At 67.6% G+C, this 16,656-nt stretch carries 11 protein-coding genes; 3 read left to right on the top strand and 8 right to left on the bottom strand.

All coding sequences use genetic code 11. From position 1 onward, the window contains the following. Window positions 1-56: 56 nt before the first annotated feature. Window positions 57-3,074, bottom strand: coding sequence for an AAA family ATPase (locus ACWDV4_RS06695; RefSeq protein ID WP_449975442.1), 3,018 nt, complete (start codon window positions 3,072-3,074; stop codon window positions 57-59). Window positions 3,075-3,187: 113 nt separating this feature from the next. Here ACWDV4_RS06695 and ACWDV4_RS06700 point away from each other — a divergent pair, with 113 nt between their 5' ends. Beyond that, window positions 3,188-3,412, top strand: coding sequence for a hypothetical protein (locus ACWDV4_RS06700; protein ID WP_449975443.1), 225 nt, complete (start codon window positions 3,188-3,190; stop codon window positions 3,410-3,412). A 34-nt stretch (window positions 3,413-3,446) separates the two neighbouring features. Then, window positions 3,447-3,866, top strand: a complete 420-nt coding sequence (locus ACWDV4_RS06705; protein WP_449975444.1) for an ATP-grasp domain-containing protein — start codon at window positions 3,447-3,449, stop codon at window positions 3,864-3,866. Between the two features lie 106 nt (window positions 3,867-3,972). Here the strand turns inward: ACWDV4_RS06705 and ACWDV4_RS06710 are convergent, their stop codons facing one another. Further along, entirely contained in the window at window positions 3,973-5,166 is a 1,194-nt protein-coding gene (locus ACWDV4_RS06710; protein ID WP_449975445.1) for a golvesin C-terminal-like domain-containing protein, read from the bottom strand. A gap of 458 nt (window positions 5,167-5,624) precedes the next feature. On the opposite strand from ACWDV4_RS06710, the gene ACWDV4_RS06715 reads away from it, so the two are divergent. Then, on the top strand, window positions 5,625-6,854 hold the full coding sequence (locus ACWDV4_RS06715; RefSeq protein ID WP_449975446.1) for a trypsin-like serine peptidase: 1,230 nt from the start codon (window positions 5,625-5,627) through the stop codon (window positions 6,852-6,854). Window positions 6,855-6,930: 76 nt separating this feature from the next. Here ACWDV4_RS06715 and ACWDV4_RS06720 read toward each other — a convergent pair whose 3' ends face one another. From ACWDV4_RS06720 to ACWDV4_RS06745, 6 genes are all read right to left on the bottom strand, one after another. Then, window positions 6,931-7,920, bottom strand: a complete 990-nt coding sequence (locus ACWDV4_RS06720) for a zinc-dependent alcohol dehydrogenase family protein (RefSeq protein ID WP_449975447.1) — start codon at window positions 7,918-7,920, stop codon at window positions 6,931-6,933. Beyond that, a complete protein-coding gene (locus ACWDV4_RS06725; protein ID WP_449975448.1) occupies window positions 7,917-8,792 on the bottom strand; it encodes a carbohydrate ABC transporter permease in 876 nt (291 codons plus the stop codon). Before ACWDV4_RS06725 ends, ACWDV4_RS06720 begins: the two co-directional genes overlap by 4 nt. Next, the gene (locus ACWDV4_RS06730) at window positions 8,789-9,727 is read right to left on the bottom strand and encodes a carbohydrate ABC transporter permease (protein WP_449975449.1); all 939 of its coding nucleotides are present in this window, start codon (window positions 9,725-9,727) and stop codon (window positions 8,789-8,791) included. The genes ACWDV4_RS06725 and ACWDV4_RS06730 overlap by 4 nt, the downstream gene beginning before the upstream one ends. Window positions 9,728-9,764: 37 nt before the next feature. Then, the gene (locus ACWDV4_RS06735; RefSeq protein ID WP_449975450.1) at window positions 9,765-11,138 is read right to left on the bottom strand and encodes an ABC transporter substrate-binding protein; all 1,374 of its coding nucleotides are present in this window, start codon (window positions 11,136-11,138) and stop codon (window positions 9,765-9,767) included. A 78-nt stretch (window positions 11,139-11,216) separates the two neighbouring features. Continuing rightward, complete coding sequence (locus tag ACWDV4_RS06740) at window positions 11,217-11,978, bottom strand: DeoR/GlpR family DNA-binding transcription regulator (protein WP_449975451.1); 762 nt, start codon at window positions 11,976-11,978, stop codon at window positions 11,217-11,219. 365 nt (window positions 11,979-12,343) lie between these two features. Beyond that, entirely contained in the window at window positions 12,344-16,651 is a 4,308-nt protein-coding gene (locus ACWDV4_RS06745; RefSeq protein WP_449975453.1) for an FtsK/SpoIIIE domain-containing protein, read from the bottom strand. Between the last annotated feature and the right edge of the window lie 5 nt (window positions 16,652-16,656).

Consider the following 16,656-nt stretch of genomic DNA (forward strand, 5'->3'; position numbering starts at 1 on the left):
AGCCGGATGCCCTGCGATCCCTCAGGTGAGTGAAACAACCCGGGTAGCTTGCGGACTCAGTCGCTGGACGCTGTCCCGGGCTCGATCGCTGGACCGGCAGTTGGGCCCGGACGGGCATGGGCGATGCCCATCGCGATCGCTCGCGCCGAGAGCGCCGCCCGCGACGACACCCCGAGCTTGCGCATCGCCGACTTCAGCTGGCTGGCCACCGTGTGGTGGGAACGGTGCAGCGCATCGGCGATCTCCCGGTTCGTCCGCCCTTCGGTGGCGAGGGCGACGACCTCCAGTTCGCGAGGTGACAGATTGGACCCGTAACCCTTCCGGCCGCCACGCCACACGCGGGGCACCACCCGCCCGTGTGCGCGAAGGGTGCGGGCGACCCGGTCCACATCATGGCTCGCCGGCAGCGACGACAACGCGCCCAGGACATCGGTGAGCAGATCCAGCCCGTCAGCGACGGCATCGGCCCGGATCAGGCACCGCGCCTGCCGCTCCCGTGAGAGGGCCGCGTTGTACGGCCGGGGAAGTGCTGCCCAGGCCGTCGCAGCCTGCGCGAACAGGCCGGCGGCCGAGTCGTACTCGCCGCTGGCCTCGGCGAGCAGAGCACGGCAGTCCACCACAGCCGCCTGCGGGGCAGCCGGCAGTTGTCCTCCCCGCAGACCCTGTGCGAACGCGGCCACCAGGTCCTGGGCGTCCGTCACGGCTCCGACGGCGAGCAGGGCCTGGACCCGCGCCGGCACCACGTCGGTGCCCCAGAGCCAGACCCCCTTCTCCGCGATGACATCGCACGGGTCACGGGAAATGTCCAGGGCTTCGTCCAGGCGGCCCGCGCGCAGCCTGATCTGTACCAACGTCGCCACCGCCTCGGCAACGGTGTCCCATGCACCGGCATCCCGCGCACCAGCGACGGCAAGTTCGATCTCCCTGGCGGCCTGGACGAGGTCACCGGCCGCCATGCGGAGCAGGCCGCTGATCATGATGGGCTCGACCCGACTGACCGGATGGAAGTCGGCTTTGTTGGCCAGCGCCGCTGCTCGCTCCGCGAGGCCCTCCCAGGAACCGGTGAACCAGTCGACGTGCAGTTGAGTGGAATCGATGAGATCCCGGATCTTGAACTGTTCGTATTCGACCGCGAGCCGGTGCCCGTTGGTGAGCCAACGGCGGGAATCCGCGTACCGCCCCCACCGCATCGCCGCATCGCCAACGTTGAGGTGGCCGACGGTGACGATCCGACGGTCCCGGGCAGCGTGGGCTGCGGGTGGGATGTACGCGGCCTCCGCCCAGCCGCGCGGGTCACCGAGTTGCAGCAGCGCGGCTGCCCGGCCGGCCGCGACCCGTAGCCGGTCCGACGGCCCCAGCGACCGGGCGAACTCTGCCGCCCGGTCCAGCCAGGTCAGGTGTCGACTGGCTGGTGTGCGTCCGCGCGGCCAGCCGAGCACCATCATGGCGACAGCAGGGGCGGCGCGTCGCCGATCGAGGTGCGGTAGGGCCCGTTCCAACTCGGCGTGTGCCTCGTCGAACTCCTCCATGTCGTTTAGGATTCGGGCGAGCTGGAACCGTAGGTTCGCCGCCACGGTCGCATCGGCTACGCCCCGATCGAGGACCCGGCGTACGGCGGCGGCGAGGTCTCGCAGCCGATCCGATCCGGTGAACGACCCGAACGGCATCTTGTCCACCAGCACGCACATCTGCTCGGCCGGCACGGGGCCGTTGGTCAACACATCGTGCAGAAGTGTGCCCGCTGTCGTCTCGTCTCCGGTCTCCAACGCCACGTCTGCGGAAAGCTCCGCGTACCTGCTCCACCTCTCGCCGTCACCGGCGAGGCGGAAATGGTTGGCAAGCTGCGCCAACGGCCTTGGCGCGACGGTTTCGAGGACGTGCCCGGCCCGTGCGTGCAGCGATCGGCGTTCCCGTTCGGGGATGGCGTCGTAGATGGCCCGACCGGCCAGCACGTGTCGGAAGGACACCCGCAGACCTGTGCGCTGGTGGAGCAGGCGATGGGCGAGGGCCTCGGTCAGACCGGCGTTGAACTCCTCCGCCGGCAGTTCACTGATCTGGAGTAACAGTCCTTCGGAGATGGGGTCGGCGATCACCGAGGCGGCTCGCAACACCGACTGCGTGCGACCGTCGAGGCGACTGGCGTGTTCGAGCACGGTGTCACGTACCGTCGGTGGCACCACGATCTCGTCCAGCGGCAGCCGCTTCCAGCCACGGTCGCGGCGGACGAGATCGCCACGACGGGCCATGAGCCGTACCGACTCCTCGACGGCGAGCGGTAACCCTTCGGTGCGCGCGTGCAGGTGCTGGGCGAACTCGTCGGAGACCTGTTGGTTGGCCAACATCGACGAGGCAAGCGCCGCCGTCTCGGACTGGTCGAGCGGGTCGAGGACGAGCCGGAGTCGCGAGCGGTGCGGCCTGAGGCGTCCCGACAGGCGCAGTAGCCAGGGGTCTCCGATCAGATCCTCTGGGCGGTAGGCGACCACCAGGCTGGGGCCCTGCCCGTCCCGTTCGGCCAGGAACAGCAGGAACTCCCGGGTCGCATCGTCGGACCATTGCGCATCGTCGACGACGAGGAGGTTCACACCCAGTTTGTCGAGCAGCTCGGCGAGCGCCCGGAGTACCCGGTGACGTGAGACGCTGGCGTCCTCGGCCGGCTCAGGAGCCGGCGGAAGATGCTCGGCCCACTCGGGAAAGAGCGGCCGTAGGGCACCAGCCAGGCCGCTGAGGCGCAGATTCGCAACGGTGTCGACACCGGTGGCGAGCACCGCGTCGACGATTGGTCCCAACGTGTATGGCTCCCGAAGGGGCGGACAGACTGTCGTCAGCACGGAATGCGTGGTGCCGGTGGGGGAGGACAGGAACTCGTCCAGGAGCCGGCTCTTGCCGACGCCGGCCTCACCCTCGATCAGCACCAGCGCTGCGGCGTTCGTGAGGACCTGTCCCAGTCGGTCCAGCTCGTCTTCGCGGCCGATCAGGAGCGGCGCCGATATCCCGTCGACGTCTGGTTTTGCCGCACCGGAGCGGGGAGCGTCCTCGTCGACCACCACCGCCCCCAACCGCTCGCCCGTTGGCACATCGCACCGCTGTTAGCGATCATCGTTCAGCCAACAACCAGCAGCAAGCGGTGTCTTGCTCTGCGGCCAGCACCGGCCCCGGAACGAACTCGCAACCGACTACGCTGCGCCGCATGATTCTGTTGGTTCCGGCCAACCCCCTGCGACCGCGCCGTCCGGACGACCACTTCGTTGCTGAGGTGGAAGCCGCTCGTGCGGCCGGGCTAAGCATCGCGTTGATCGACCATGACGCTGTGGTACGCGGTGACGCGGCCCGCGCTGTCGCGGCGGTTCCGCGCGGAGACAGGGCGCTCTACCGCGGCTGGATGTTGAACAGCATGCAGTACGACTCCTTGTAGGGGATCCGCCGTCCTACGTGACTACACCAAGTCGATGAAGCATTACTGGCAGGAGGCGGTATTCATCCCCGACCTCACCGACGCCGCAACCGCGTGGCAGGTGGCCAGCCGATTCCTGGACCTCCGCGCGGACGACTTCACCGGTGGGTTCGTCCTGCGCTGCTTTGAACACTTCACCACCGCGGAGGTACGCACGTGGTGGATTGACGGGAGGTGCGCGATGGTCGGGGCACACCCAGACACCCCCGACGACCTGCCGCCGGCCGATGTCGACCTCACCGAGATCGCGCCGCTGGTCGCCGACCTGGACCTACCGTTCGTGACGGTGGACCTCGCCCACCGGGCCGACGGCCGGTGGCGCGTCATCGAGATGGGTGACGGGCAGGTCAGCGACCGCCCCGTCAGCATCGACCCCGGCACCTTCGTCACCGCACTGCTGGCAGACGTTTGTTGACGGGACTCTGCCCCGTCGTTGGATGCTCGGGAACGACAGGACGAGGCAGGTGCGGGTCGGCTGGGTCTCCGCTCTCCGCACCTGCCAACCGGCCTCGGCCGACGACTCAGACCCGGGTGACGCGTACCGCGTCTGCCACTACGTATCCGGTGGCGTTGGTCCAGCGGCTCACCCCGACCAGGTTACGGTCGCCCGCGGCGAGACTGAAGGTGCCGAGGGAGCGCCAGGCACCGCCGTTGGAACGCTGGTCCACGTTCACCGTCTGGTTCCCGGAGGCGGTGACGATGACGTGCGGGGTCGCGCTGTTGTAGCCCGCGTCGGCCGGGTAGCGCACCTCGACCCGGTAGTTGCCGGCCTGTGGGATGTTCACCTTGAACCACGCCGCGTCGCTGGCGAGCACCGGGTCGGCGAACCGGTAGTCGGCACCGTAGCGCTGGCTGGAGTACGACGACGTACCCCAACTGTCGCTCGCGGTGAAGCGGCCGGCGGTGGCGTTGTCCACGATGGTGCTGTAGCTCGGCGGCGGGGTGCTGGTGAGCCCCAGGTAGTTGGCGATGCCCTGGGCGTGTCCCCGGGCGACGGCGGTGATGAAGTCGGCCCGCTTGAGCAGGTTCGCGTCGGCGAGGGTGTCGATGAACATGTTCTCGGTGAGGATCGCCGGCATGGTGGTCTCGCGCAGCACGTGGAAGTTGGCTGTCTTCTTGCCACGGTCGGTGATCGTGCCGATCGTTCGCATGGCGGACAGGACCTGTGGGTGTGTCGCGTTGTGCAGGTTGACGGTCGCGCTGTCCGCCGACGGGTAGCGGTAGCTCTCGAAGCCGGTGCCGCCACCGGAGTTGATGTGGATGCTCACGAACAGGTTGGCGCCCCAGGAGTTGGCGTCATCCGTGCGATAGGTGAGGCTGCGGGTGAGGTCTGTGGTGCGTGACATCCGGATGTCGACGCCGCTCCAGTTCGCCAGCAGGATGTCGCGGGTCTGCAGGGCGATGGCCAGGGTGAGGTCCTTCTCCTGTAGGCCGTTACCAATGGCACCGGGGTCCGTGCCGCCGTGCCCCGGGTCGAGGTAGAGGCGCGTGTTCGCGGCCATGGCTCGGCCGGCGAGGGAGACCGGCGCCACCATGGCACCAGCCGCAGCGGCTGCGGCGGCCAGCAGGGTACGACGTCGTGCGGTCGGGTTGTTGAGCATGAACACCTCACGAATTGGGGGTTGGGTGGGGGTGATACCGGCCGACCGCAGCTGTGCTTGGAGTTGGCCGGTACGGAGGTGCCGCGCCGTGGGTCGTACGCGGGGTTGGCGCACTCACGGCGTTGTGCGGGAGGGTGCCGGCTCACGGATGGGGCGTAGGTGTGCCGACGGCGGAGATCCGATCAGGCGTGGGACGTCGTTGTCACAGTCCTGGCGGGGCGGGACGACCGGCTACTGGCGGTCTGCCGGAGCGGAGCGAGGCGTGTGCTCGCTGGGGGAGGAGCTCGGCGGACGTTGTAGCAGCGACGCGGTGCTGGCCGTCGCCGCAGGCAGAGCGCAGGTGGTCTGCAGTTGGATCATGGCCGAGACTATAACGAATGTCGATGCTGCGTGAAAGATTCTGACGAAAATACTTGCTCATCCTGAAGGTTTCGTACGCATCCCGTGGTCGCAGCGCTCCCGCCGGGCCGCAGTCATGCACGCAAGGCATTGATAATCTTGCATGCATCTATTGGCTCGTGTATGAAGTCTGAAAGGGCGGCGCAGTGCCGCCCGCTTGGGGAGGAGCGACGATGAACCAATCCCGGCGCCGCCTACGAACGGCGGCAGTCGCGCTCGCCGCCTGCACGCTCGGGCTGAGCCTGGTGTCAGCGCCCGCCGTCGCGGCGGATTCGGATCAGCCGCTCGCACCGCAGTCCGAGCGGGCGCCCGAGTCGGAGCAGTTCTCGGCGGAGGGCGTCACCACGGTTGGTGAACTCCGTACGGTCGACAGCTCACTGACGTACGCTCGCGACGGCCGTACGCAGATCATCCAGCATCCCGGCGCGACCTACGTCAAGGTGCACTTCAGCTCGCTACGACTGGCGAAGGGCGACTACGTCACGGTGTCCAGCCCGGACGGCCGGGAGAGCTACCGGTACGACGGTTCGATGAGCCGGTCGACCGGGTCCGACTACACCACCGACGGGCAGTCGGGCTTCTGGGCCATGTCGGTGGACGGCGACACCGCGGTGGTGACGCTGCACAGCAACCGACGCTGGGGCGGGGCAGCCGCGACCATCGACCAGCTCTGGCGCGGCTACGACAAGGCGGAGATTGGCCAGCACAACTTCTCCACGCAGTCGGTCTGTAGCACCGACGCCCGCCGCGACGTGGTGTGTTACCAGAGCAGCCACCCCACCGAGTTCGCCCGGGGCAACGCCGTGGCCCGGCTGCTGATCAGCGGTGGTGGGATGTGCACCACCTGGCGGGTCGGCAACACCAACCGGATGCTGACCAACAAGCACTGCTTCTCCACCCAGGCCCAGGTCAGCGGCAGCGAGATGCAGTTCAACTACCAGTGCGCCACCTGCGGCGGTAACAACCCGGGCGCGGGCACCAAGGTCAGCGGCGCCACGCTGTACGCGGTGAGCGCCGGCGGGTCCAGCCAGCTGGACTACACCCTGTACTCGGTGAACAACTTCGCCAGCATCCAGGGGTTCGGCACGCTGTACCTGGCGACGACCGCCACCACCACCGGTACGCGGATGTACATCCCGGGTCACGGCGACGGCAGCCCCAAGCGGCTGTCGATCTACGAGGACACTCAGGGCGGCACGCTGTGCACCGTGAAGAACGCCAACTACAACACGTATAACATCAGCTACAGCTGTGACACCTCGGGTGGTAACTCGGGCTCTCCGGTGTTGAACGGTAGCCACCGGGTGATCGCCCTGCACCACCTCGGCGGATGTCCGTCGAACCAGGGCGCCAAGGCGCACCTGATCTACAACGAGATCAGCAGCCTGATCGACAACGGCTGACCGATGTCGGGCCGCCGGAGCGCACATCGCGCTCTGGCGGCTACCGTCGTCCGGTCGTTCACCACTGCGGGTGGGGTCAGGCGGCGATTTGGATCTTGCGGCCAACGCCGGCCCGGAACTGCGCCAACGCCTCGGCGTACGAGGCCAACGGGAACCGGTGACTGATCATGACCTCCGGCCGGAGTGCCCCGGCGGCAAACAGCTCTCCGGCCCGCTCGAAGCTGTGTAGTACCGCCATCGACCCGGTGATCGTGATCTCCCGGTTGTAGATCTTGTACGGCTCGATGGTGGCCCGGGCGGCGTACTCGGCGACGCCGAACTGGAGAAAAGTCCCCCCGCGCCCGACCCGACCCAGCCCGTCGGTGATCGCCGCCTCCACCCCGGTGCAGTCGATGACGACGTCCCAGCCACGCGGCGCGGTCAGTTCGTCGGCTGAGCCCACCGTCGCCGAACAGCCCAGCAACTCGGCCGTCGACAATCGCTCCGCGTTGAGATCCACCATGGACACACTCGCGGCACCGGCCCGCTTGGCCAGCTCCATCATCATCAACCCCATCGTGCCCGCACCGTAGATGAGGTAGTGGTCGCCGAGCCGGCGCGGCAGTACGTCGAAGCCGCGTACCGCGCAGGAGAGCGGTTCGATCAGCGCCGCGTCAGCCGGGCTGATCCCGTCCGGCAGCCGAAAGCAGTTCTTCGCCGGTGCGAGGGCAAACTCGGCAGCGCCACCAGAGCGGGTGACGCCGATCGCGTTCCAGTTCTCGCAGAGATTGCCACGGGCCCGCCGGCAGTAGTAACACTCACCGCAGTGCAGCGACGGGTCCACCGCCACCTGGTCACCAACCCGTACGTCGGTCACGTCCCGGCCGACCTCGACCACCTCGCCGGCGAATTCGTGCCCGGGGACGATCGGAAAGGCGGGAGCGAATTCACCATCCATGATGTGCAGGTCGGTGCCGCAGATACCACAGCCGGCCACCCGTACCACCACGTCGCGGGGCCCCGGAGTCGGATCGGGTACGGACTCCAGCGCGACCTCGCCGGGTTGCACGATAACGGCGGCTTTCACTTGACTGCTCCCATCGATAGGCCTCGTACGAGCTTGTTCTGCGCCAACCAACCAGCCAGCACCACCGGCAGGGACACGAGCGTGGCGGCGGCGCAGAGTCGGGCCAGGAACAACCCCTCGGAGGAGATGAAGCCGACCAGGAAGATCGGCGCGGTACCGGCCCGGGTCGCGGTCAGATTGACCGCGAAGAAGAACTCGTTCCAACTGAAGATGAAGCAGATCAACGCGGTCGCGGCGACCCCGGGAGTGACCATCGGCAGGATCACCCGCCGGATGGTCGTCAGTAGGCCGGCACCGTCCATGGCGGCCGCCTCGATGACCTCCCGGGGTAACTCCAGGAGAAACGACCGCATCATCCAGATCGCCAATGGCAGATTCATCGCGGTGTACAGCAGGACCATCGTCCAGACGTTGTCCAACATGCCCAACTGCTGAACGACCAGATAGATCGGCAGCAGCGCGGCGACCGCCGGCAACATCTTGGTGCTGATGAAGAAGAACAGCACGTCCCGCCACTTCTCCACCGGCCGCAGCGACAACGCGTACGCGGCCGGCATCGCCAACAGCAACACCAGGACGGTGGCGAAGCCGCTGGCCATCAGCGAGTTGAGCAGGTAAGGCGTGATGTCCCGCTCGAACACCTGTCGATAGCCGTCCAGCGTCGGGCTGAACAACCAACTCGGCGGGTTGCTGGCCGCATCGACTTCCCGTTTGAAGCCGGTCAGCACCATCCAGAGGACCGGAAGGAAGAAGACCAGCCCGGCCAGCCAGGCCGCAGACGTCCAGACCACCTGCCCGCCCCGACGCCGGGCGATACCCGGGGCTCGCGGGGCTCGCGGGGCTCGCAAAATCGGCTCGCTCCTCGCGCTCACCGGGATTCCTCCATTCGGAACAGGCCGGAAAGCACCCTCAGCGCGAACGTGGCGACCATCATGGTGGCGATCACCACGACGACGCCGGCCGCCGCCGCCTCGCCGTACTCGAACTTGCGGAACGTGGTCAGATAGATCTCGTACGGGAGGTTGGTGGTTGCCGTGCCGGGGCCGCCCTGGGTGATGGTGAAGACCGCGTCGAAGGTCTGCACCAGGTAGATCGACCCGAGTAGGGCCCCCAGTTCGAGGTACGGCCGCAGGTGCGGCAGGGTGATCCGGGCGAAGGTCTGCCCAGGCCCGGCCCCGTCGACCCGGGCCGCCTCCAACGTCTCGGTGGACTGGGCCTGCAGCCCGGCCAGGATGATCAGCATCATGAACGGAGTCCACTGCCAGACCAGGGAGGCCACCACCGCCGTCATCGGATACTGCGACACCCAGTCCGTGTCACCCCCCAACACGCCGTTGACCAGGCCGTACGCCGGGTTGTAGATGGCGTGCTTCCAGAGCAGCGCGGCAGCCATCGGCATCACCAGGAACGGCGTGATCAGCAGCGTTCGTACGATGCCCCGGCCCGGGAACTTCCGGTCCAGCAGGATGGCCAGACCAAGCCCAAGCAGGACGGACACCAGCACCGCGCTGGCGGTCAGTACCACCGTGTTGACCAGCGCGGCGCGCAGCCGACCATCGGTGAGTACGGTCAGGTAGTTGTCCAGCCCGACGAAGCGACGCTCGCCGGGGCGTAGCGCGTTCCAGCCCTGTGTCGAAAGGTAGAGCGTGACCAGGAACGGCACCTGAGTCACCACGATCGCGAAGATCAGCGCGGGAAGCAGCGGCCCTCGTCGGGACCATCGGTCCCGGGCGCTACCCGGGACCGATCCGCCCGATCGCGGTCGGCGCGATTTGGCCGGGGCACCCGCGGTCAGCACTTGCGTCATCTGGTTCGTACCTCCGTCGACGGCACTCGCCTGCCCGCTACTTCCGGTACTTCTTGGCAACCTCTTCGGCGAGTTTCTGGCCGTTGGCGAGAGCGTTTTCCACCGTGGTACTGCCAGCTATCGCGGCGGCGACCTCCTGGGAGACCTTCGTGCCGAGATCGGCGAATTCCGGGATGCCGACGAACTGGACACCGACGGCTGGCCGTGGCTGCACGCCCGGGTTCTGGGGGTCGGCTTCCTCGATGGAGCGCAAAGTGACATCGGCAAACGCCTTTGCCGACTGCTGGTACTGCGGGATGGCGTACGTCGAGGTGCGCTTGCCGGCCGGCAAGCGGGACCAGCCGAGCTTTTCGCCGACCAGCTTCTCGTATTCCTTGCTGGTCGCCCAGGAAATGAACTCCCAGGCCGCGTCGGCCCGCTTGGTGGTGGTCGGCATCGCCCAGGCCCACGCCCACAGCCAGCTCGAGGCCTTCGTCTTTGCTACGGGCGCGTGCACGTAGCCGACCTTGCCGGCCACGGCGCTGGCGGCGGTGTCCTCCAGGGTGCCGGCGGCAGCGGTGGCGTCGTACCACATCGCGGCCTTGCCCTGGCCGAACAGGTTGAGGCACTCGGTATAGCCGGCCTGGGATGCCCCGGCCTGGCCGTGTGTGCGGAGCAGGTCGACGTAGAACTTGACCGCCTCGGTGAACTCCGGAGCATTTACCTTCGGCGTCCAGTCCTTCTCGAACCAGGTGCCGCCGAACGTGTTGACCACGGTGGTCAGCGGAGCGAACAACTCACCCCAACCGGGCAGCCCGCGCAGGCAGATCCCAGTGGTTCCCTTGGCGTCGTCGTCCAGCTTGGCGGCGAAGTCGGCCACCTGCTGCCAGGTGGGGCGCTCCGGCATGGTCAGGCCCTTGGCCGCGAAAAGCTCCTTGTTGTACATCAGGAACGAGGACTCGCCATAGAAGGGTGCTGCGTAGAGTTTTCCGTCCTCGCCGGAGAGGGACTCGACGATCGGATCGAGCAGGTCGGCGGCGTCGTACTCCGGGTCCTTGGCGGTGAAGCTGTCCAGTTCGTGCAGCCAGCCGTTCTTTGCCCAGATCGGTGTCTCGTACGCGCCGATGGTGGCCACGTCGTACTGGCCGCCCTGGGTGGCGACGTCCTGGGTCACCTTGTCGCGCAGTTCGTTCTCGGGCAGGATTGTGAACTTCACCGTTATCCCGGTGGCCTTCGTGAAGTTCTCCTCCGTCAGCTTGGCGATGTCCTCCATCTGCGGGTTGCCCACCATCAGCACCGTGATGGTCTTGCCGTCGCCGGAGTCTCCTGAGCCGGACCCACCCGCTCCAGAACAGCCGGTCAGCAGCAATGCGGCCGTAGTAGCGGCCGCCAGTGCGGGTGCGGCCCGCCCGGCAGCTCTCGAAATAGGCATGGTAAACCTCCAGTAGGGGGCGAGATGTTTGGTGTTGGGATAGATCTGTGTCTTCGTGGTCGGCTTCAGCCAGCCGGCTCAGGTACGCAGAACCACCGGGCCGAGCAGTGAGTAGCGATGTGCTTCGGTAGCCGACAGACCCGAGTCAGTGACGATCGTTTCGACGTCGGCAACGTCGGCGAAGCGGCAGAAGCTGCTCACGCCGAACTTCGTGTGCACGCCGACGAACACCTTGCGGCGGGAGACCCGCATTGCTTGCGCCTTGACATCGGCGACGGCGGGGTCAGGTGTGGTCAGGCCATGCTCCCGGGAGATGCCGTTGGCCCCGATGAAGGCGAGGTCCACGACGAAGCCATCCAGCATCTGGGTGGTCCAGTGGCCGACCGCCGCCAGGGTGTGGCCACGCACCCGGCCACCGAGCAGCAGCACGGTGGCCGCAGTGGAGGCGGACAGCGCTGCGGCTGTGTTCAACGATGCGGTCACCACGGTGAGTGACCGGTCGATCGGCAGCGCCTCCGCGATCAACTGTGGGGTGAACCCCTCGTCGATGAAGATCGTCTCGGCGTCACCCAGCAATCCGACAGCGGCTGCGGCGATCCGCCGCTTCTCCGGTACCTGCCGACTCGTCCGGGCCGCGAGGCTGGTTTCGAACTGAGCGGTCTCGACCGGGTGTGCTCCGCCGTGGGTACGTCGAACCAGCCCGTGTTGCTCGAGTTGGCGCAGGTCGCGGCGGATGGTTTCCGGCGAGACAACCAGTTCGACGGCGAGCTTGGCCACGCTCACCTCGCCCTGGCGCCTGGCCAGCGCCAGGATCCGATGCTGCCGTCCCGCTGTGCTCACCTGACACCTCCTCTGCGGCTGCTGAGGATCGTGAATATCTGTCCTGAATTTGTAACACCGCCGAAGCAGGGCGGTCCGACTCGCATTCGTGAAAGTCGAGCCCGGATTTGCCCGAGCGGGCAAGCGATCCTTGGGGAGCATCTCGGCATTTGTCGGATATCTTCGCCAATGCGCATGACCGAATATGTGCGTAGGCCGCCCGTTTGCCGCCCGCACCGGTCACCGAACTGCCCGATCCGACGGGTATGCGCTCAGGGGCCAACGTGACCTTTGGATACGCGGGATCTTCCACAGCCGGCTACGCAGGCCACACGCCTCGCCGGGTTTGCCGCAGTGGTTGGCGTGACCAGCCTGTGGCCTGTCCGTCACCTGTCGGGCGTCGAGACCGGCGAAGCCAGGTGCAGCAGGGTCGGCACTCGGTTTCCAGTGGCGAGGTAACCGCGGCCCGCCGGGCCGATGAGGTACTGGTCCGGTTCCAGTGCGATGTTGTGCGCCAGAGCGGCGGCTCGGTTCTCTGGAGTGAGCAGCAGCCGGACGCCCGTGGCCAGGATCGTGTTGAACAGTCGGGAGACCGGGCTGGGGAAGCCGGTCAGGACAGGCGCCGCGTCCCCAGTGACGATGAGTGCCTGTCGGCCACGAGCGGCCGGCAGCGTGATCTCGTCCAGCAGGGTCGACATGTTGGTGAACCCCTGCTCGGTCGGCAGCACGGTGATGTGGTCGGCGTCATCGATAATGACCGCGTACGGGCTTTCGCCGAAGGCCGCAGCTGTTTCGCGTAGCTCGACGTCCTTGACGGTCACCCCGGTCAGCAGCCGCACGCCCTCGTCGTCGGGCAGTAACCGGGGCAGCGGAGACCCTGGCGAGGCGATGGCGAGTACGCCGATGCCCAGTCGGCGCAGGCCGTGGGCCGCCGTCGCGGCGGCGGTGGTACGACCAGACCCGGACGACCCGGAGACAAGAAGCAGGTGAGGACCGGTCTCGAACAGGTCGACGCCGATCGTGACGTTGTCGTCGCCGCCGATGCCGAGAGGAAACCAGGCCGAGGCGGGGGGAGATTCGGGCATGACGAGTTCGCGGAGCGTGATCCGGGTGGGCAGCGCCGGGAATGTCCGGGGAAGTGCGGCCACATCGACGTCCTCGGCGGTACCGTGCGGGCCGGTGACGAGTTGCGCAGGGGCCAGCGCCGGCTGGCAGATCTGTACGTGCCGGCCACTGCTGGCTTCGATCGCCCGCCCCGGCAGCACAGGCGGACTGGCCATTCCGCTGGTCAGATGGGCCCGCCGGGTGTCCTCCTTCGGGAAGGGCAGTAGTAACCGTCGGGTGTAGAAGGTGGGCAGCTTGTGGTTGAGCATGTCCTGGCCACCCAGGGCAATGATGTGTACGCCGAGGGGAGCGCCTGCGGCGATGACGCCGCGCAGCGTGGTGACCAGCGTGGTATCCACGAAGGCCGGATCGCTGTGGTCTTCGAAGTGCTCCCAGCCGTCGATGACGACCACGACGTACGGTCGCGACATGTTGGCGGAGGCGAGCCGGGCGACGGTACGGCGCTGGACCTCCTGCGCCAGCCAGGTAATCAGACGGCGGATGCGGTCCGGCTCCGCCGGGCTGAAGACCCCACCGCAGTGCGGCAGTGCGTCGTATTCGGCCAGCCCGGCCGGCCGGTGCTCGATGACGTACAGGTGGGCCTGGTCGGGCCGGAACCGCGTGGCGAGGCTGGTGATCAGCGTGCGGGCGAAGGTGGTCCGGCCGGACTGCGGGCCGCCGGCGACGAGCAGCCGGTCCGAGCTGGCGAGGTCAAGGAACTCCGCAGGTTGGCTCTGCAGCTTTGGCTCGTCGGCCAGACCGAACGGTACGGTGGTTTCGGGCGGACTGGAGGTGTACCACCGGTCCAGTTCGTCGAGCGCCAGCGCCGTGGGCAGCGCGGGCAGCAGCGGCCGAAAGGGGGCGGTGAGGTTGGCCCGCCGGGCAGCCTGCTCCACCGCAGCGATGGCCAGGTGCTGATCCGTGGCCGCATCGCCGACGTGCCGCCGTTCGGCAGGCCGTGGTGCGCCGAGGTCGGACCAGCCGACGGTACGGACGACGGCCGGACCGGTGCCCGAGGTCGGCGGGTCGCCCAGGTAACCAGACTGGAACTCCTGCGGGACACGGGCTTCGTCGGTGGTACAGAGGATCATGCCGCGCCCCCGTAGGGACCCGGGAATCGCGGCGGCATCCGGTATCCCCAGCACCTCGGTGCTGTCGGCAGGCTCGTTCTGCCGCAGGCTGATCCGCAACGAGACGTTGTTCTTCAGCTCGGGTGACAGTTTGCCCTGTAACGACTGAGTGGCCAGCACGAGGTGCATGCCCAGGCTGCGGCCCTTCGCGGCGACGTTGACGAGCTCCTTGATGAAGTCCGGGGCGGCGTCCAGCACCCGGCCGAACTCGTCGAAGATCATTACTAGGCGGGGTAGCGGCGGCAGGTCGGGAAGGTTCTGACGCTTCTGCCAGTACCGGTCGATCTCCCCGTCGTACCGGGCCAGTAGGGATTCACGCCGGCTCACCTCGGCCCGGATCGATGCGAGGACCCGGCTGGCAGCCGCGTCGTCGAAGATGTCGTTGGCGGTCTCGCCGGTGGACCGGATGAGGGCGACGACATGGGGACACCGTTGGAACGGCAGGAACGCGCTTCCGCCCTTGAAGTCCACCAGCACCAGATTCAGCTCGTCCGGCCGGTTGGCCAGCAGCAGCGAGGTGACCAGAGTCTGTAGCAGGATGCTCTTACCGGCCCCGGTAGCACCGCCGAGCATGGTGTGTGGGCCCTGCCGCGCGATGTCGACGTACACCGTGCCGTGGTCGCCCGCACCCAGCGGGATGCGGGTACGGGGCCCCTGCCCGTCGCCCCAGAGTCCGAGTACGTCGTCGGCGGTGGGCACACCCATTTCCAGCAGGTCGAGCAGGCGTACCCGGTCGGGGATCGCATGTTGGGCCGCCGCCAGCGTTGCCCGATCACGCATCGGAGCCAGCGCGCGGGCAAGCTGCTCGGCGGTCGCGGCGTCGAGACGGTCGGGTGTGGCCGTGACCCGCTGGGCGTCGGGACTGCGGGTAAGCCGCACCGATGTGGGGTTCACCTCGCAGATGCCGTGGCACTCGCTCATGTCGCGCCGGTCCGCGCAGATGGCGTATACCCCAACCGCCGGGCCGTCGCGTAACACCTCGTTCATGCCGGGTAGGTCCCGCAGCGCCAGGGCGCCATCCAGTACGACGACCACCTCCTCGCCGAACCAGACCTTCGACGATCCGCCGCGCTCGGCGCGCCTCATGGCGATCAGTCGCCGTAGTTCCTCCACCCGGGCGGTTCGGGTCTGCGGCGTGTTGCCGACCAGGCAAGACATCGGGGCTCCGGTGCCCGCATCGACGTGCGGCAACCATCGCATCCACGACAGTTGGTCACCCGTCCCCGCCGTGATCAGAACCATCCGGAGGTCGTCGGGAGCACGCAGGGTGGCCAGCTGAATCACCAACCACCGCAGCATGGCCATGACCTGTTCGTCGCCCCCAACCACGCCGAGGGTGCCGGTGGTCCGTAGATCAACGGTGACCGGTACGGCACGCAGCATCGGAGTTTTGAAATCCGGCCACGGCTCGCCGCGCAATGTCACCGCTGCCTCTTGGTCGGCGGTGCCGACTCGCAGTGTCAGCCCGTGTGCGGCGTCCGACCTTCGCGACCACAGGTCGGGCCGGGCTCCGGTGGCCGCGCCGATGACCTCCTCGGGGCTGGGAGCGAGCAGGTGACGTACCTGTTGTTCCGTGCCGACCTGGGAGTCGATCCTCTCCTGAGCCGCGCGCTTCGCTTCGGTGAAGGTCTTGTCTCGTTCTGCCTTCTGCTTATCTTCCTGGGAACTCGTGAAGAAGTAGGCGACACCCGCGATGACCGCGCCGAGCAACAGTATGGGAGTCTGTGTGAAGTAGGCCATCGCGACGGCACCCAGTGCGCCGATCCCCATCATCGTGGCGGTGCCCTGGCTGGATGTCTGCCGGACTGGCAGGGGCACTTCGATGTTCGGTACCGCTGGCACACTGGCGAATGCGCGGTCGAAATCCAGCCTTCCGTCCGGGGCTCGGGTCACCCGCAGCGCGCGGGTGGAGGAGGGCACCCAGCGCAGCTCGTTGGCACCCATTTGCAGCGCCGGTCCGGGCATCAGCCGCGTCGGATGGAGGATCCGGACACCGTTGATGTAGGTGCCGTTGCTCGACCCCAGGTCCACGACGATGAGCGCGCCGTCGGGGGCGACATCCAGCGAAGCGTGACCCACGCGCGACACCTCGGTGTCTCGAAGCACAACGGAGGCCTTCGAGCTTCGCGCCACCGTGTGTCGTCCAGGCCCCAGTGCGACACGCAGCCCCGCGTCCGGACCGCGTATGACCTCCAACAGACCCACCACATCACCATCTGTGACGGATCGGCTGACCGGGCCGGGTGTCCCTATGCTGATGATCGATCCTTGGATCAGGGGGCTGTCTGCCAGGGTGGCATGCGGATCCAGGGCAGCGGCACCGACGAAGCACCGCCGGACGTCGACCGGCACCGGTAGTGCGGACAGCAGCGAACCCACCCTGGCCCCGGGCTGGGCGACCACCTCGATGTCGTGGCTCACTGCCGCGCCGGCCTTCCACAGGGTCATTCGGAGGATCACTGCGG

The sequence above is a fragment of the Micromonospora sp. NPDC003197 genome (assembly GCF_053590565.1).